This is a genomic window from Chryseobacterium sp. MP_3.2 (assembly GCF_035984805.1).
In the GTDB taxonomy this organism is placed as follows: domain Bacteria; phylum Bacteroidota; class Bacteroidia; order Flavobacteriales; family Weeksellaceae; genus Kaistella.
Genome location: NZ_JAXCHW010000002.1, coordinates 230,911 through 247,308, shown reverse-complemented (window position 1 = coordinate 247,308; position 16,398 = coordinate 230,911). Strand labels below are relative to the sequence as shown.

The 16,398-nt window shown below is 35.1% G+C and carries 18 protein-coding genes and 1 pseudogene; 9 read left to right on the top strand and 10 right to left on the bottom strand.

What is annotated here, in order from left to right:
- Positions 1-85: 85 nt before the first annotated feature.
- The 7 genes and pseudogenes from RCH13_RS05330 (at position 86) to RCH13_RS05300 (ending at position 6,155) form a co-directional block, all read left to right on the top strand.
- Positions 86-688: a Crp/Fnr family transcriptional regulator gene (locus RCH13_RS05330; RefSeq protein ID WP_326986198.1), complete on the top strand. Its 603-nt coding sequence runs from the start codon at positions 86-88 to the stop codon at positions 686-688.
- 151 nt (positions 689-839) lie between these two features.
- A complete protein-coding gene (locus RCH13_RS05325; protein WP_326986197.1) occupies positions 840-1,628 on the top strand; it encodes a hypothetical protein in 789 nt (262 codons plus the stop codon).
- A 213-nt stretch (positions 1,629-1,841) separates the two neighbouring features.
- Positions 1,842-2,972, top strand: coding sequence for a 4-hydroxyphenylpyruvate dioxygenase (hppD, locus tag RCH13_RS05320; RefSeq protein WP_326986196.1), 1,131 nt, complete (start codon positions 1,842-1,844; stop codon positions 2,970-2,972).
- A 43-nt stretch (positions 2,973-3,015) separates the two neighbouring features.
- Positions 3,016-3,477 (top strand): hypothetical protein, encoded by a 462-nt coding sequence (locus RCH13_RS05315; protein WP_326986195.1) that lies wholly within the window; start codon positions 3,016-3,018, stop codon positions 3,475-3,477.
- A gap of 81 nt (positions 3,478-3,558) precedes the next feature.
- Positions 3,559-4,806 (top strand): fumarylacetoacetase, encoded by a 1,248-nt coding sequence (gene fahA / locus RCH13_RS05310; RefSeq protein WP_326986194.1) that lies wholly within the window; start codon positions 3,559-3,561, stop codon positions 4,804-4,806.
- A 91-nt stretch (positions 4,807-4,897) separates the two neighbouring features.
- Positions 4,898-5,227: pseudogene (locus tag RCH13_RS05305) on the top strand (GxxExxY protein).
- 103 nt (positions 5,228-5,330) lie between these two features.
- Positions 5,331-6,155, top strand: coding sequence for a flavin reductase family protein (locus tag RCH13_RS05300; RefSeq protein ID WP_326986193.1), 825 nt, complete (start codon positions 5,331-5,333; stop codon positions 6,153-6,155).
- Between the two features lie 95 nt (positions 6,156-6,250).
- Here the strand turns inward: RCH13_RS05300 and RCH13_RS05295 are convergent, their stop codons facing one another.
- From RCH13_RS05295 to RCH13_RS05260, 8 genes are all read right to left on the bottom strand, one after another.
- Positions 6,251-7,084 (bottom strand): TerC family protein, encoded by an 834-nt coding sequence (locus RCH13_RS05295; protein WP_326986192.1) that lies wholly within the window; start codon positions 7,082-7,084, stop codon positions 6,251-6,253.
- A gap of 75 nt (positions 7,085-7,159) precedes the next feature.
- On the bottom strand, positions 7,160-8,008 hold the full coding sequence (locus RCH13_RS05290; protein WP_326986191.1) for an alpha/beta hydrolase family protein: 849 nt from the start codon (positions 8,006-8,008) through the stop codon (positions 7,160-7,162).
- Between the two features lie 217 nt (positions 8,009-8,225).
- Complete coding sequence (locus RCH13_RS05285; RefSeq protein ID WP_326986190.1) at positions 8,226-10,310, bottom strand: M13 family metallopeptidase; 2,085 nt, start codon at positions 10,308-10,310, stop codon at positions 8,226-8,228.
- Positions 10,311-10,554: 244 nt separating this feature from the next.
- Positions 10,555-10,764, bottom strand: coding sequence for a GIN domain-containing protein (locus RCH13_RS05280; protein WP_326986189.1), 210 nt, complete (start codon positions 10,762-10,764; stop codon positions 10,555-10,557).
- Positions 10,754-11,212, bottom strand: a complete 459-nt coding sequence (locus RCH13_RS05275; protein ID WP_326986188.1) for a GIN domain-containing protein — start codon at positions 11,210-11,212, stop codon at positions 10,754-10,756. Before RCH13_RS05275 ends, RCH13_RS05280 begins: the two co-directional genes overlap by 11 nt.
- 62 nt (positions 11,213-11,274) lie before the next feature.
- Positions 11,275-11,745 (bottom strand): DUF2238 domain-containing protein, encoded by a 471-nt coding sequence (locus RCH13_RS05270; RefSeq protein WP_326986187.1) that lies wholly within the window; start codon positions 11,743-11,745, stop codon positions 11,275-11,277.
- Positions 11,746-11,857: 112 nt separating this feature from the next.
- Positions 11,858-12,247: a YkvA family protein gene (locus tag RCH13_RS05265; RefSeq protein WP_326986186.1), complete on the bottom strand. Its 390-nt coding sequence runs from the start codon at positions 12,245-12,247 to the stop codon at positions 11,858-11,860.
- The gene (locus tag RCH13_RS05260) at positions 12,240-13,493 is read right to left on the bottom strand and encodes a CinA family nicotinamide mononucleotide deamidase-related protein (RefSeq protein WP_326986185.1); all 1,254 of its coding nucleotides are present in this window, start codon (positions 13,491-13,493) and stop codon (positions 12,240-12,242) included. Before RCH13_RS05260 ends, RCH13_RS05265 begins: the two co-directional genes overlap by 8 nt.
- Positions 13,494-13,812: 319 nt before the next feature.
- Between RCH13_RS05260 and RCH13_RS05255 the strand changes: the two genes are divergently transcribed.
- Positions 13,813-14,190 carry an STAS/SEC14 domain-containing protein gene (locus tag RCH13_RS05255; protein ID WP_326986184.1) on the top strand — a complete coding sequence of 126 codons (378 nt, stop codon included), beginning with the start codon at positions 13,813-13,815 and terminating at the stop codon, positions 14,188-14,190.
- Positions 14,191-14,216: 26 nt separating this feature from the next.
- Positions 14,217-14,696, top strand: coding sequence for a Dps family protein (locus RCH13_RS05250; RefSeq protein ID WP_326986183.1), 480 nt, complete (start codon positions 14,217-14,219; stop codon positions 14,694-14,696).
- A 56-nt stretch (positions 14,697-14,752) separates the two neighbouring features.
- On the opposite strand, the gene lipA is transcribed toward RCH13_RS05250, so the two are convergent.
- Positions 14,753-15,619 carry a lipoyl synthase gene (gene lipA / locus RCH13_RS05245; RefSeq protein ID WP_326986182.1) on the bottom strand — a complete coding sequence of 289 codons (867 nt, stop codon included), beginning with the start codon at positions 15,617-15,619 and terminating at the stop codon, positions 14,753-14,755.
- 128 nt (positions 15,620-15,747) lie between these two features.
- Positions 15,748-16,305: an RNA polymerase sigma factor gene (locus RCH13_RS05240; RefSeq protein ID WP_326986181.1), complete on the bottom strand. Its 558-nt coding sequence runs from the start codon at positions 16,303-16,305 to the stop codon at positions 15,748-15,750.
- Positions 16,306-16,398: the final 93 nt, after the last annotated feature.

Genomic DNA, 16,398 nt, shown 5'->3' with positions numbered 1-16,398 from the left:
AACATAAAGATTACTTCGTTCCTCACAATGACAGGATGTCGCTTCCATCACGGCTACAATTAAAAATATTTTTAATTACAAAAAAATGCAGAAAATTTCTTCCCTATTAGAATTTATGACTTGCCTTCAGAAAAATTATGATCTTCATAAGGAAGAAGATAAGTCAGTTCAGAAATATTTCGAATTACAGGAAATCAAAAAAAATGAAATTCTTTTAAACAGTGGCGAAAAATGCAATAAACTTTACTTTGTAGCAAAAGGACTATTGCGCACTTTTCATCTCAACAAAAATGGAAGCGAGTTCACAAGATTAATTGTTCCCGAAGGTAAATTCTGCACCATCTTAATAAGTTTTCAGGAGAAAATTCCAAGTCCAGCAATAATTCAAGCGTTGGAAAATGGACTCGTTTTTTCTATCACACTAAAAAACTTTCAGGAATTTATTTCCCAATCTCCTAATGCGAAAAATGTGTACACCAAAATATTAGAAGACTATCAGAATTTTCAGATCAGCCGTTTAGAATTTCTTACCACACTTTCTCCCAAAGAGAAAGTAGAACAATTTCTCTTAGAAAACTCAGATTTAGAGAAAAGAATTTCAGATAAAATCATTGCATCTTATCTTCAAATTACTCCCGAAACTTATTCCCGCTGCAAGAAAAAAATGAGATCTAGATTGAAAAATTAAAATTTAAGCGAAAACTTTTAGCTATAAAAACAAGAAATAACGACAATTTTAATATCGAAAGAAAAAATATTTACATTTTATAAAAAAATTAAGAGAAAATACTTTATTTTTATCTGTCATAATAAACAAATTATAAAAAAAAGCGAAAAATTTGGAGAATATTTACAATGCAATAAAAAATGACGTCAGGAATCATCCAAATGTTAAATTATCAATTTTAGGTCAGGTATTCGATTGGAAAAGAAGCCAATATGTTATTCTGTCAGAAATTATTTCTGAATATTTATCCAATTCCACCGTTTTAACTGATGTTCGGAAACTCAATCTTGGTTCCACCATTTCGCCGGTAACTTTGCAGCGCTTTTTTAATGATGAGTACCACATTAAAACGCACAATGATTTAAGATTTATTAAAACCTTAGATAAAATATGTATTTTCTTAGGCAAATTTGACTTGAATAATTACATTCAGGACTGGATTAATCAAGGTAAAAACACGGGCGCAAAAAATGCCTTAGACCTAAATTTTTTCGAAAAGGACTTGGTAATCAATTGTTGCAGATTTCATTTTGAGGCCTTTTGTGATTTACCTGCTGTTAACATTGAAAAAATTTCAGATTTTGTTTTTCATGATTCTCCACTTCAAGAAAGGATTAAAAGTTCAATGGAGGAAAAGAGAATGAAAAATTTAATTTTTATTTCAGAAAATAACAAATCCAATTATGAAATTTTCGAGCTCTACAAGATTTGTGATGACCCGGACCTTAAAGTCATAAAGACTCAGGAATTTTGGAATTTACTTTTTATGGATGAGAAAAGAATAGAATACGTTATCAATCATGTTAATACACAGTTCTATATTCTAAAAAAGCGTGACGGTGAGTGGAAAATTTGGGACAATTACAATCCGGAGCAGGGTAAAATTCTAAAAATAAACTAAGCCGCAGAACGGCTTAGTTTTATTCATCATCTGTGTTTTATAAATATTTTCTTCTAAATATTCAGGTGTAAATATAGCCGAAGTGTTCCAAATTTTTAAAACTTAAAATAACATAAAAAAACATAACATTTCTTATGCAATTTTTAGTTTTGGTCATCAGATTTTCATAAAACCTAAAGTTTTCGTAATTTGGCGTAACCTAAAACAAGAAAAATGCCCCCACTTACTTTCGCGGAAAAGATTGCTCAGGCAGAGAATTTCCTTCCAATTAACGGAACAGATTATATAGAATTTTATGTCGGAAATGCTAAACAAGCCGCGCACTTTTACAAGACCGCTTTTGGTTTTCAGTCGCTCGCTTACGCTGGTCCAGAAACTGGAGTTCGGGACCGATCTTCTTACGTTGTGCAACAAGGGAAAATCCGTTTGGTATTAACTTCTGGTTTAAATTCTGATTCCCCAATTTGTGAACATCAGAAAAAACATGGTGATGGCGTGAAAATTTTGGCACTTTGGGTAGATGATGCTTATTCCGCCTACGAAGAAACTACAAAAAGAGGCGCTAAATCTTACATGGAACCAAAAACACTGACAGATGAGCACGGAGAAGTGCGTATGTCTGGAGTTTATACCTACGGCGAAACCGTTCACATGTTCATTGAAAGAAAAAATTACAAAGGCGAATTTATGCCCGGTTTCCAGAAATGGGAAAGCGCTTATAATCCCACAGAAGTAGGTTTACTTTATGTCGATCATTGCGTAGGTAATGTTGATTGGAACCGAATGATTCCTGTGGTTCAATGGTACGAAGACGTTATGGGGTTTGTTAATATTTTAAGTTTTGATGACAAACAAATCAACACAGAATATTCCGCCTTGATGTCTAAAGTGATGAGCAACGGAAATGGTTTTGCAAAATTCCCTATCAATGAACCTGCAGAAGGTAAAAGAAAATCGCAAGTAGAAGAATATTTGGATTTTTATGAAGGTGAAGGGGTGCAGCATATCGCCGTAGCGACAAAAGACATTATTAAAACTGTAACAGAATTGAAAGCGAGAGGAATAGAGTTTTTACCAGCGCCGCCGAATGCTTATTACGATATGGTTCCGGAACGTGTAGGAACAATTGATGAAGACATCAAAAAACTTTCAGACCTCGGAATTTTAATTGATTGTGATGAAGAAGGTTATTTACTCCAAATCTTCACGAAACCTGTAGAAGACCGCCCAACTCTTTTCTATGAAATCATCGAAAGACACGGTGCGCAAAGTTTCGGAGCCGGTAATTTTAAAGCTTTGTTTGAAGCTTTAGAAAAAGAACAAGAAAAAAGAGGAAATCTTTAAGACTATATTAATTTTTGAACTTCACTAAATTTCAAACCCTGAAATGAGAAAGATATTTTTCACCTTCTTCTTACTCACGCTCACACTAACTGTTAAAGCGCAGTATGGAACCATCAACGCGATTTTGACAAAGCTGGAAGAAAGACGAGGACTCAATAAAAACTTGTCTGAAGTCAGCCTCGAAAAAGCAAAATTTGTCTTAATCAAAGAATTTGAGGATCACACGGAAAGAAATTTCATCATCTTCAATGGGAAGAATGCGACTTATGTAGAAGTTTTTGATGATAAGCAGACCGGGCAAAGCACCTCCAACGTATTTTCTGGAGACGTGGTACGGTCCAACCGAAATATTATTTCTCTGCGTGCAGATCGGTTAGAGGGAAAAAAAATTCCGATTCCGCTTACAAAGACTTTTCTCCTGACCCAACAGAAAAAAATTCTCTATTTGGTGGACGTTAATTCCAAAGATCGCTGGATTGAAGAAGGTGCCATCAACAAAAAATAAATAGAATAGTAACAATAAAAGGTTCAGAGTTTAAAGGGTTTCTTTTACGCTTTGAACCTTTCTTTTAAAAAAATAAATCACATGAAATCATTTGTAAACTACGACTCCACTTCAGACTTTTCCATTCATAATATTCCCTTTGGAGTCGCTGTCTTTAATCAAGAATATATTGCGTGTTGCACTAGAATCGGAGATCAAGTAATTGACTTGGCAACACTGTACGATTACGGATTCTTCGATGAAATTGAAGGCATTGACGAAAATGTTTTTGAAGCGTACACGCTGAATGAATTTATTGAATTAGGAAAACCAGTTACCACTGCCGTGAGACTAAAAATTCAAGCAATCCTGGGCGAAGACTCCAAACTAGCAGAAGATCATAAAACTTTAGAGGAATGTTTTTTCAGCATTGATCAGGTTAAAATGATGATGCCGGTTCACGTTCCGAACTATACAGATTTCTACAGCAGCATCGAACACGCAACCAATGTAGGGAAAATGTTCCGTGGCGAAGAGAATGCTTTGCTCCCAAACTGGAAACATATTCCAGTGGGTTACCATGGTCGCGCCTCTTCCATCGTGGTTTCTGGCACTGATATTATTCGTCCGAAAGGTCAAATGAAACCAGCTGATTTGGATGCGCCTATTTTTGGTCCTTGTAAGCAATTGGATTTTGAATTGGAAATGGCGTTCATTGTGAATCAACATACGGAAATGGGAGAAAGTATTTCTACATCTCAAGCAGAAGATGCTATTTTCGGGATGGTTTTGTTCAATGATTGGTCTGCAAGAGATATTCAAAGTTGGGAATATGTTCCGCTTGGACCCTTTTTAGGGAAAAACTTCGGGAGTTCGGTTTCACCTTGGGTTGTCACGTTAGAAGCCTTGGAGCCGTTCCGTACCACTTCACCAACGCAGGAGCCAAAGGTTTTAGACTACCTTCAATTTGAAGGAAATAAAAATTTTGATATTCATTTAGAGGTTTATTTGCAGCCAGAAAATGGGGATCAAAATCTCATTTCCGAAAGCAATTACAAATTTATGTATTGGAATATGGCGCAGCAGTTAGCGCATCACACCATCAATGGATGTAATGTGGAAGTCGGCGATATGTACGCATCAGGAACTATTTCGGGTAGCAATCGAAAGTCTTTCGGCTCTATGCTGGAACTTTCTTGGCGAGGCACCAATCCTTTGACCCTAAAAAAAGGCGAGGAACGAAAATTCATTGAGGATAATGATACAATTATCATGAAAGGTTTCGGTGAAAAAGAAGGAATTAGAGTTGGTTTCGGTGAAGTTTCTGGTAAAATATTGCCTGCTAATTGATTTGTAATAACAGGACATAAACCACAAAAGTGACAAAAGTTTTATTGCATGATTAATCAATTATATTTAATGAATTTAACATACAAGATCAATGGTGCGTGCATTGAAGTTCACAAAATTTTTGGGACCGGGACTTTTAGAAAGTGTCTATCACAAGTGCTTAGAACAGGAATTCAGGTTAACAAATATAAATTTTCAATCTGAATTAAAAATTCCCGTTTATGACAAAGAGAAACTCATCAAGTGTGATTTCTTTTGAGATTTTCTTGTGGAGGACCTAATTGTTTTAGAATTGAAGGTAGTGTCAAACATTTTAGACATACATAGAGCTCAGGCTATTAATTATATCAATTTAATGAAAAAACCAAAAGCTATTCTGATTAACTTTAACGTTAAAAACCTCTTTCATGAAGGTCAATAAACTTTTGTTAATAAATATTTTGACATGTTAGAGTGAATCTTTGTGCGTTTGACTAAAATAGGAATTTTAAATATAACTTTTGTGACTTTTGTGGTTAACTATTATGAAAACAATCTCCCCAACAGAACTCAACAACTTTGAATTGCAGACCCTTCTGCAAACAGCCATCGCGCCGCGACCAATCGCTTTAGCCTCAACGGTTGATGAAGATGGAAATATCAATTTAAGTCCGTTCAGTTTTTTTAATCTTTTCAGTTCTAATCCGCCGGTAGTAATTTTTTCCCCGGCCAGAAGAGTAAGAGATAATACGACGAAACATACTTTGGAAAATGTACTACAAGTTCCGGAAGTCGTGATTGGCATCGTGAATTATCCTATAGTACAACAGATTTCACTCTCTTCTACGGAGTACGATAAGGAAACTAACGAGTTTGTAAAATCTGGTTTAACCATGAAGGATGCAGATCTGGTTAAGCCAAAACTTATTGCAGAATGTCCCGTAAATCTGGAATGCCAAGTATTAGAAGTAAAAGCTTTAGGAACTGAAGGAGGCGCCGGAAATTTAGTCATTTGCGAAGTCATTAAAATCCACGTGCGAGAAGAATATCTTAATGAAGAAGGCAAGCTGGATCAGAAAAAATTGGAGCTCGTAGCGAGGTTGGGTGGAAATTGGTACTCCCGAAATAACGCAGATAATTTGTTTGAAGTTCCAAAACCTCTGGTTACAAAAGGGATCGGATTTGATTTATTGCCAGCGGAAATTAAACTGAGTAAAATATTTACAGGAAATGATTTGGGAATGCTTGCAAACACAGAAAACCTTCCCGAGGGAAACTTCTCTACCGATGAAAAAATTCATCAAGAAGCACAAGATTTATTAAAAGAAAGTAAGATTGCAGAAGCTTGGGATTTACTTCAACTTAAATAAAAACAAAAGTTTTATCCTACGTTATTGAACAAAAAAATATCCCGAATAAATTTTCAGGATATATTTTTATGTGCATCGAAATGAATGTTGTTCGTTTAATTTGAATTTTGATTCTCCTTGATACTCAAATCTTCATTCAAGTCTGGATTTAATTTCAGTTGCTCTTTATTCTGATTATTACGAAATCTAATATTTAAAAACTCCACCAATAAACTGAAAGCAAGACAAGAATAAATAATGTTTTTGCTCACATGTTGGTGAATTCCTTCTGCAACCAACATGACGCCAATTACCACTAAGAAAGAAAGTGCAAGAATCTGCAAACTTGGATATTTGTTAATAATATTAGAGATAGGACTTGCAAAAGCCATCATAATACCAATGGAAATAACGACCGCAATAATCATTAAAACTACATTATCTACCAAACCTATTGCGGTTAAAATGGAATCTAAGGAAAAAACCATATCCACCAAAATAATTTGAATAATCACCATGGTCATTAAAGACGAAGCCGCTTTTTTCGGAGTATGCTGTTCTTCAATTCCCTGCATTTTTCCATGGATTTCTAAGGTACTTTTTGCAATTAGAAAAATACCACCCAGTAAAAGAATGATATCTTTCCAACTTAAAAATAGGGGAAGATCTGTTCCTGGCTCATCTATAAATGGAATTGTGATAACAGGCTCTTTCAAACCAATAATCCAGCTGATCATCAACAATAAAGCAACGCGGAAAATCATGGCGAAAGCCAATCCTAAATTACGCGCAAATTTCTGGCGTTCCTTCGGAAGTTTATCCGAAATAATAGAGATGAAAATAATATTATCTACGCCCAAAATAATCTCCAGAAAAGTTAAGGTCAATAAACTGACCCATATTTGGGGCTGTGCAAAATCTGGAAATTCCAGAATAGAAAGAAACATCATTTTTTAAATTTTTAAGACCGTAAAACTACTACATTAGATTGAAAAATTAGCAGTAATTTTTGTTTAAATTAAAGCCTAAAATTGTGATTTGAGAAATAAAAGAGCTGTTAAAATGGCCTTATTTAAATCAGGCGGAAGTTTATTTTCTTCCCAAGGTTCTCGTGCCCCAAAGGTATGATTCGCATTTGGTATTTCTACTAGTTCAGAATTTTTCGCCCATTCATGGAGTAAAAATGCTTCCTTATCTTTTACCGCCTCATCATTAGTGCCTTGAATAATTAAGAAAGGTTTTTGAAAATGCTGGGCTGCATGTTGAATATCAAATCGGTCTTCATTTTTTTGAAAATCTTCATAAAACTGAAAATAGTGCGGCATTTGCTGATGCGTTCTTTTATTTTCAGAATACATTACGCCTTCTGTTTTCCAGTTCTCAAAACGTTGCTGATTTGGAAATCTGTATTTGAAATTACTCACACCTGCCAAAGTGATGAGCGCTTTTATTCGCTCATCTTCTCCCGCTTTGATGACGGAAATTCCGCCACCACGGCTATGACCGATGATTGCAATAGCCTCCTTATTAATTTGCGGTAGCTCTTGAAAATGATCGAGAAGGGCATCAAAATCCGACATTTCTTTAGAGAAATTATTATTTCCAAAAGCTTCTAAATCCGCAAATTCAGTTGGGTTTTCCAGCGTAGTTCCATTATGCGAAAAATTAAATTTCACAAAATAATATCCTGCTTCTGCAAATTTTTCTGCCATTAAATTCCAGGCGCCCCAATCTTTGTACCCTTTGTAACCGTGTGCAAAAATTACAAGTGGAAGATTTTTACCATTTTTCGGATAGAAAGCATCTGCCAAAAAATCCCGAGTTTCTTCATTTTTAATGATGATGTTTTTCTGAGTTAGAACTTTGGTGCCCATAATTATTTTAATTAAATAAGGTTGCGTGTAATTCTGACTGATTTTAATAGAAAATCTTTAATCTGGTTTTTACAAATATAGGTTTTCACCTTGGACTTATAAATAGGTTCTAGAAAGTGTAAATAAATAAATATTGACGGAAAAAAAAGACCCTCGCTTCAATTGAATGAAGAAAGGGTTTAGTAAATATGCTAGTTGAACTATTTAAATTCTGATTTTACCAGATTTTTATTCTTTCACCTGGAGCTCTATAAAGTTTGTCACCTGGTTTTACATCAAAAGCTTTGTAGAAAGAATCTTGATTAACCAAAGGAGCAAAAGCTCTGAAATAACCTGGGGAATGTGGATCTGTTTTAACTTGGTTCACCATAAATTGCTCCGTAGATTTGGTTCTCCAAACGGTTGCCCAACTCATGAAAAATCTTTGATCTTGGGTATAACCACTGATTTCTCCTGGGTTCCCTTTGTCTTTTAAATACATTTGAAGAGCGGTGTAAGCCACAGCAACACCACCTAAATCACCAATATTTTCTCCACTGGTAAATTTACCATTGATAAAACTACCTTTTACTGGCTCATAAGCATTGTATTGATGGGCTAACTGACCCACTTTCGCATCAAAGTTTTTTCTATCTGCATCTGTCCACCAGTTATTTAAGTTTCCGTCTCCATCGAATCTGGAACCAGAATCATCAAAACCGTGAGAAATTTCGTGACCGATAACAGCACCAATTCCACCGAAGTTTACCGCCGGATCAGCTTTGAAATTAAAGAAAGGCGGCTGAAGAATTGCAGCAGGGAAAACAATCTCATTGTTTGATCCGCTATAATAAGCATTTACGGTTTGTGGAGACATTCCCCATTCAGTTTTATCTACGGCTTTACCTACTTTATCTAAGTTTTTAGCATATTGCCAAGCAGAAATGCTTTGTAAGTTTTTGTAGTAAGATCCACCTTCATTAGAACCAGCTAAATCAAGTTTAGAATAATCTTTCCACGTATCTGGATAGGCAATTTTTACAGAAAATTTGGCTAATTTTTCTTGTGCTTTTACTTTCGTTTCTGGAGACATCCAATCATTATCAGCGATGTGTTGTTTGAAGGCTTTTCTAATGTACGTAATATAAGTTTCCATCTGACTTTTTGCTGCCGCTGGGAAATATTGATCCACATATAACTTACCAAACGCTTCACCTAAAACTCCATTCACAACACCCAAACCGCGTTTGTCCATAGAGCGCTGCTCTTTTTGACCTTGTAGATATTTAGAGTAGAAATTAAAATTAATATCGTCTAAATTCTTGTTGAGATTTCCTGCATTACCTGCAACCATGCGTACTTTCATGTATTCTTTAATTAGTGGAAGCGTTCTTTCATTCATCCAAGAATCCATGTTTTGGTAATATTTCAATTCACTTACGATCACTTTATCCGTTTTCACACCTGCATCTGTCAAGTATTTTGGCAAATTAACTTGCTTAACCAATTTAGATAATTCAGCGGTCGTTTTTGGATTGTATCTTAAATTAGCATCACGATTTTGCTCATTTGTCAATAAATCTTGCGCCAATTTTTTCTCAAAAGCTACTACTCTTTGTGCCGCTTGATCTGCATTCGGATACCCAATTGCTTGAAAAAGTTGAGCTACGTAATTCTTATACTCAATTAAAGTTTTGGTATTAGCTTCATTTTCTTTTTGATAATAATCACGACCTAAACCTAAAGAAGCGCCCCCAAAATAGATGGCGTTCATATTAGAATTTTTCAAGTCTGGACCTACTCTCCAAGCATATAAAGGATTATCGCCGGTTTTGGTGGCTGCAATTAAATAATTCTGTAAATCTGAAACCGATTTGATGGCATCAATTTTAGCCAAATCTCCTTTGATTGGACTGATTCCATCGGCATTTCTTTTGTCCCAATCCATGTAAGTTCCATACAAATTCTGGATTTTTTGACCTTCGGAACCGGCTGGAAATTGATCAGTTAAAATTTTGTTTAAAATTTCTAAAGAAGAATTGTCTACATCTTCTCGCAAAGCATTAAAACTCCCCCAACTTGATTTATCAGATGGAATTTCTGCAGTTTTCATCCAGTTTCCGTTTACATAATTGGAGAAATCATCTTGCGGACGAACGGTTTTATCAATGTAAGACAAATTAATTCCTTCATCTTTTGCAACTTCAGTTTCAATTACAGTAGTTTCTTCCGTTGTAGTTGTAGTGGCTGTATTAGCAGTAGAACAGGAATTAAGAAAGACAACTCCTGCAAAAGCAAGAAGGGTAATAGTTACTTTTTTCATAGACTTTATAAGATTATTTATTGATTAAGGTAAAGATAATAAAATATTTGAGGGGAATTCGGAATGTCTGTCTTAAGCAATCCGAATTAAACAAATCCGCTTATTTAAAGGACATTTATAAACTTTAGATTATAGATAAATGCTTTTGCTAGACAATTTCCTATTAATTTAGTCTACCAATTTTCCAGATTGTTACAGACTTGACAATAAAAATGGCCATCTAAAATTGAATGACCTTTTTTTCTTATTTAAAATTAATCTTGCCACCGATGATTTTCTTGAATTTTCGATCATTAGGATCACCATAAACATCAATTTTTCCACCGGCTCTGGTGGTTGCATCAACCGAATCTTTGACATTTATTGCAACAATTCCTCCGGCATTAGAAACGACAATCGAATTTTCTGAATCGAGATTTTTTCCTAAATATTTGCCAGCCGAGTTAACGGTCATATTTTGTTGGGACGGCATTCCCAGAAACTTCAATAATTCCTCCTGAGTTAGTTTTGATATTTAAGAGATCTGCTTCCACACTCACTTTAATATTGGAACCCTCTTTAGAAGTTAAACTGAGTCTTTTACATTCTAAATCTGCATCTGCCAAAATAGTAGAACCTTGACTTGCTTGAATATCACACAATCGTTTGTAAAAAACTTTTACTATAGTATCTTTCCCTTGTAAAATCATGGTAGGCATCATTCTGATTCTTAGTTCGCCTTTTTTATTAACGATTTCTACATCATTGCTATTGGTCTCTCCCTTATTTTCTCCAGATGAGTAGCGTTTTACCGTCATTTGGTCATACGCTTTCAGGGAAGAGAATTCACCCACATTTTGATTGGATTGCGCGTTCATCAATTCCAAGCTTAAAATTACCGTAAATACTAAAATATTTTTCATTGTTATCCTTTTTACTCTAAGACGACAACGAAATTTTCCCAGAATATTTATAACATAAAAATTTATATCTGTGAGATTTTGCGATTTTGGATCTTAGAAAGGAAAAACAACGCAACCAAAGCTCCAACTACAGCCATAAAAATGTCTGTTTGCGTATCCCAAATAAAACCTTGAGTTCCTAAAAAACTGTCCCCAGATTCTCCGGAAGTAAGAGAAATAATCCACTCAATTAATTCATAAAAAGCACTGATGGCTAAAACGATGCAAATAACAAGGAAAGGAAGCCACGATTTTTTATTCAGCACATTTTTTCGAATTAAAATTTCCCTTGCAATCAAGGCCGGCGAAAATCCTTGCATAAAATGTCCGATTTTGTCATAATTATTACGCGTTCCACCGAAAATTTCATTCATCCAATTGAAACCCGGAACTTTTGCGTAGGTATAGTGAGCGCCTAAAAGAAGCACTAAAAAATGAATAAAAATAACGATATAAACAAAATTAGTAAACTCTAATTTGCGGAAAATAAGCAAAGCTAAAATCCCTAAGAAAACCGGAGCTGCCTCTAACCATCAGGTAAAAGGCTCCTTCGCACCGATGTAAGAAAATATGATGGCAAGAAAGGTGAGTAATAGCAAGGATAATTTAAGTTTCATTTTTAAAAAATTTAAAATACAAAATAAGAAGGAGCACAGAATAAATCAAAATGATGGGAATTGCCAAATACCATTTTTTTTGAAGACTTTCTTCTGCATTAATTTTTGATTTAATATCATCATAGAGTTCATTTGGAATTAAGGAAATGGTGACTTTAATCAAAATAGGAACCAAGATCAAATCATCCAAAAGCCCGAGAACTGGTATAAAATCTGGAATTAAATCGATAGGACTAAACAAATAAGCAACCGTAATTGCAGCGAAAATTTTCGCAATTAGCGGAGTTCTTTTATCTCGGAGAGCAGCATAAATAGTGAGCGTTTCCCTTTTAAGTTTTTGTACTTTTTTCTGGAGCCACTGTAAATTAACTTTAGACATCATCGATGATTAAAACCGAAACCAAATCTTGTAATACGCGCTGTGAAACGAAATTGATGAAATCATTTCTTTCTAAATGCGGCATATAAAGACGACTGGTTTTTTCCATTTCCCCAACTCGAATAGAATAGTAAACGAGTCCAATTTCATTAAAAAACTCATCAGAATTGGGACCCGCAACTCCCGTAGTAGAAAGACAAATATCTGACTGAAACAATCTTTGACCACCTGCACTCATTTCTTGGGCAACCTCTTCTGAAACCACAGTTTTTGACTCAATAGTTTCTTTTCGAACTCCCAGAATTTCTATTTTTTTATGATAATCGTAGGCGGTAATTCCGCCGAGGAAATAACTGCTGCTCCCAGAAACGGAAGTGAGCAAACGCGATAATTCTCCCCCAGTGCAACTTTCTGCCACAGAAATAGTTAATTTTTTCTGGAGAAAAACATCTTTTAAAATTTCCTGAATTTCATCGCCGTCCCAAGAAATTACTTTTTCTTCAATCAAAGGTTTCAAGGTTTTGATCTGATCATCTAATTGCGCATTTAATTCTTCCAGGTTTTTTCCTTGACCTGTTAAACGTAATTTCACTCTGTTTCCGACGGGCAAATAGGAAAGCGAAATATGCTTTGGAAGGGCGAGTTCCCACTCTTCAATGGTTAAAGCCAACAAACTTTCTGGAAAATCCACCACAGAAATAATGCGGGAAGTAAGATGGTCTAACGAAAACTCTTCTGCTAGAAATGGAATTATTTTGTCTTTGATTAAAGGTTTTACCTCAAACGGAACTCCGGGTAAACAAATAACAATTTTGCCAAGCTCGCGAATCATTTGACACGGCGCTGTTCCGTTTTCATTTTGAAAAATAAAGGCTTTGGATAAAACGACGGCTTGATTGACATTAATCTCCAAAAGATGTTCCCGTTTTCTTTTGATCAATATTTTTTTTAAATGTTCATAAGTAGCCTCATCCAATTTTAGTTCATCATGAAAATATTCGGCGAAGGCTGTTTTGGTGCGGTCATCTTTGGTTGGTCCTAAACCGCCAGTGCAAATAATTAAATCGGCAATCTTGGAAGCTTCTTGCAAAGTATTTTTGATCGTTTTAATTTGATCAGAAATGGTGAAAATTTGCACCACAGGAATTCCGATATTTTTCAATTGCGTGGCGATAAAATTAGAATTGGTGTCAATAGTATTACCTGATAAAATTTCGTCGCCGATGGTGATAAGAACTGCTTTCATAAAATCAATTTGAAAGTCTAAAAATACTTAAATTACCGTTCAGAAAGGTGCAGAAGGGAGTTTTTATTTTCCTTGATAAACTCTCGAAACTGGTCATATTTTATAAAAAGTTTAACATTGATAGGGCGAGAAGCATCTTTTAATGGTTCAATTCTTGCTTCTACAAAAAAAATCACAACTTTTTTTTGATAGCCCCGATTGAACGGTCTGTTTGAGCTCTCCCAATTGAAAAATTGGGAAGCGAGTAGTGAAAGCGGGTCCGGAATTTCTAAAAATCTCAAAATTTTGTGCTTCAAATAACTTCTAAAAAAACAAAATCATGATTACATCAATTCCAGAGATTCCAGATAACGTTGCCGCATTTAAAGCGAGTGGCGACATAACGAAAGAAGATTTTGAGAATTTGGTGATTCCTTGCGTTAAAGCGAAGGTCAACACTTTTCAAGAATTAAATTTTCTCCTTTTATTAGATACTGAAGTGGGTCATTTTACCACTGGAGCTTGGTTTCAAGATGCACTTTTAGGTTTAAAGAATATTACCAAATGGAATCATGCAGCGGTAGTAACTGATAGTGAAGGCGTACAAAAATTCACAAAAATTTTTAATGCGTTGACGCCGGGTGAATTTAGAGCCTTCCCCATTTCTGATTTACATACAGCGATTGATTGGTGTGCTAATGGAGAACAAAAAAAATAACAACAATAATTTTAAATTATAACATTATGAAACCTAATTTAGGAATTTCCGCGAAGAATTTAAAAGCGGTAAACGAAGTACTTAATCACGTGTTGGCAGATGGAAATATCATCTATATTAAATTGAGAAAATTTCACTGGAACCTCGCTGGAGATAATTTCATGGAACTCCACTTGCTTTTTGAAGATCAATATGATGCGATTGCAGATGCGGTAGATGAAGTTGCGGAAAGAATCAGCACCCTTGGTGGAACTGCGATTGGAACCACAAAAGAATTTGCAGAATACTCCCAATTGAAAGAAAATCCAGGGAAATTACCAGGTAATCAAGAAATGCTGAAAGAATTGGTAGGCGATCATGAAACCATTGTAAAAGCGCTGAGAGAAAACTTAGATCTTTGTGAAGAGAAATATGGCGATGCCGGAACTGCAGATTTCTTAAATGGATTAATGCAAAAGCACGAAAAAATGGCTTGGAAATTGAGAAAATATTTCAAAGAAGCTTAGCAAAAACAAAAAACGCTTTCATTTCGAAAGCGTTTTTTTATGTCTTTTGGGTAAATTTAGTGAATGTGTTTTTCTGCGTGGTAAGAACTTCTGACCAACGGGGAACTTTCCACATGTCTGAATCCAAGATCAAGCGCAAAAAGTCGGTATTCTTCAAATTCCTCTAAATCCACAAATCTTTTTACAGGTAAATGATTTTTGGTGGGTTGAAGATATTGTCCCATGGTGATGATATCTACATTGGCATTTCTAATGTCTTCAATGGTTTGCATTACTTCTGATTTCGTTTCTCCTAAACCTAACATTAAACCCGTTTTAGTTCGGTTTTGTCCGGCTTCTTTCATGTAGCGTAAAACTTCTAAACTTCTCTCATATTTCGCTTGGATACGAACTTCCCGCGTTAATCTTTTCACGGTTTCCATGTTGTGAGAAATAACTTCTGGGGAAACATGTAAAATTCTATCGATGTGTTTTGTGATGCCCTGAAAATCTGGAATTAAAGTTTCCATGGTGGTTCCCGGAGAAATTCGGCGAACTGCATTTACGGTTTCTGCCCAAAGAATAGAACCCATATCTTTAATATCGTCGCGATCTACAGAAGTTAAAACGGCATGTTTTATTTTCATGAGTTTAATGGAACGCGCCACTTTTTCTGGTTCTTCCCAGTTAACGTCTAAAGGTTTTCCCGTTTTTACGCCACAAAATCCACAACTTCGGGTACAAATATTACCTAAAATCATAAAGGTTGCAGTTCCTTCACCCCAACATTCGCCCATGTTTGGACAACTTCCGCTTTGGCAAATGGTATTAAGTTTATATTTATCAACCAAAGTTCGGAGTTCGCGGTAATTTTTTCCCGTAGGAAGTTTTACGCGGATCCATTTTGGCTTTTGCAATGGAGTATCAAGAAGAGTTTCGCTCATGTGAATAAATAAAGAGCAAATTTACAAAATTAAAAAGAGAATTTGATTTCAGGAATGGCAAGAAAGAAGTGAAATTGCAAGAATGTTGCGATAGAAATTAATTATGAAGGGATAAAAAATAGTAGTATTTATTCGTCGTATTCATTATTTTTCAACAAGGCAGCGAGTAATTTTTTTGCGCGCATAATGCGAACTTTCGTATTGGCGACGGTGAGATTTAATTCCTCCGCAATTTCCTTAATGCTTTTTTCTTCAAAAAATCTTAGCTGAATAATCTGCTGGTAATTAGAATCGAGACTTTCTATAATGGTTAAAATTTGCTTTTGATCTTCTTCGGAAATGAGCAATTCTTCGGGAGAAAGCGCCAACTGATTTTTAATACCATCGAAGTTATCGGTAGAATCTTCATTTTCCCGAGATTTTTTTCGCCAATAATCAATAATGGAATTTTGCGCAATGGTCAAAATCCACGTTTTGAACTGAAAATTGGGATCGTATAAATCCAGTTTGGCTAAAACTTTGGAAAAAACAGAAACCGTAAGTTCATCGGCTACGTGTTCATCTTGAACTTTCTTCATGACAAAGCTGAAAACATCAACCCAAAATAGATTAATAAGTTGGGTTTGTGCCTTTTGATTTTTGTTTTGAGCGAAGGCAATGAGGGAAAAAAGATCAGCATTTTTCATGGAAAAACAAAGATACCTCTTTTTAAGACCACCATTTAAATAAGGAAGCGTAATTTTGCACTGTAATTTTAAAACCCGATTTAAAATCCCTAC

Coding starts and splice junctions, on each gene's coding strand:
- RCH13_RS05295 (WP_326986192.1), bottom strand. CDS start 7,084: ATGATGTTTCTTTCTATTCTGGAATTTCCAGATTTTGCACAGCCCCAA.
- RCH13_RS05280 (WP_326986189.1), bottom strand. CDS start 10,764: ATGACCGTTAACTCGGCTGGCAAATATTTAGGAAAAAATCTCGATTCA.
- lipA (WP_326986182.1), bottom strand. CDS start 15,619: ATGAGCGAAACTCTTCTTGATACTCCATTGCAAAAGCCAAAATGGATC.
- RCH13_RS05250 (WP_326986183.1), top strand. CDS start 14,217: ATGAAACCTAATTTAGGAATTTCCGCGAAGAATTTAAAAGCGGTAAAC.
- fahA (WP_326986194.1), top strand. CDS start 3,559: ATGAAATCATTTGTAAACTACGACTCCACTTCAGACTTTTCCATTCAT.
- RCH13_RS05260 (WP_326986185.1), bottom strand. CDS start 13,493: ATGAAAGCAGTTCTTATCACCATCGGCGACGAAATTTTATCAGGTAAT.
- RCH13_RS05275 (WP_326986188.1), bottom strand. CDS start 11,212: ATGAAAAATATTTTAGTATTTACGGTAATTTTAAGCTTGGAATTGATG.
- RCH13_RS05330 (WP_326986198.1), top strand. CDS start 86: ATGCAGAAAATTTCTTCCCTATTAGAATTTATGACTTGCCTTCAGAAA.
- hppD (WP_326986196.1), top strand. CDS start 1,842: ATGCCCCCACTTACTTTCGCGGAAAAGATTGCTCAGGCAGAGAATTTC.
- RCH13_RS05240 (WP_326986181.1), bottom strand. CDS start 16,305: ATGAAAAATGCTGATCTTTTTTCCCTCATTGCCTTCGCTCAAAACAAA.
- RCH13_RS05300 (WP_326986193.1), top strand. CDS start 5,331: ATGAAAACAATCTCCCCAACAGAACTCAACAACTTTGAATTGCAGACC.
- RCH13_RS05265 (WP_326986186.1), bottom strand. CDS start 12,247: ATGTCTAAAGTTAATTTACAGTGGCTCCAGAAAAAAGTACAAAAACTT.
- RCH13_RS05285 (WP_326986190.1), bottom strand. CDS start 10,310: ATGAAAAAAGTAACTATTACCCTTCTTGCTTTTGCAGGAGTTGTCTTT.
- RCH13_RS05290 (WP_326986191.1), bottom strand. CDS start 8,008: ATGGGCACCAAAGTTCTAACTCAGAAAAACATCATCATTAAAAATGAA.
- RCH13_RS05315 (WP_326986195.1), top strand. CDS start 3,016: ATGAGAAAGATATTTTTCACCTTCTTCTTACTCACGCTCACACTAACT.
- RCH13_RS05255 (WP_326986184.1), top strand. CDS start 13,813: ATGATTACATCAATTCCAGAGATTCCAGATAACGTTGCCGCATTTAAA.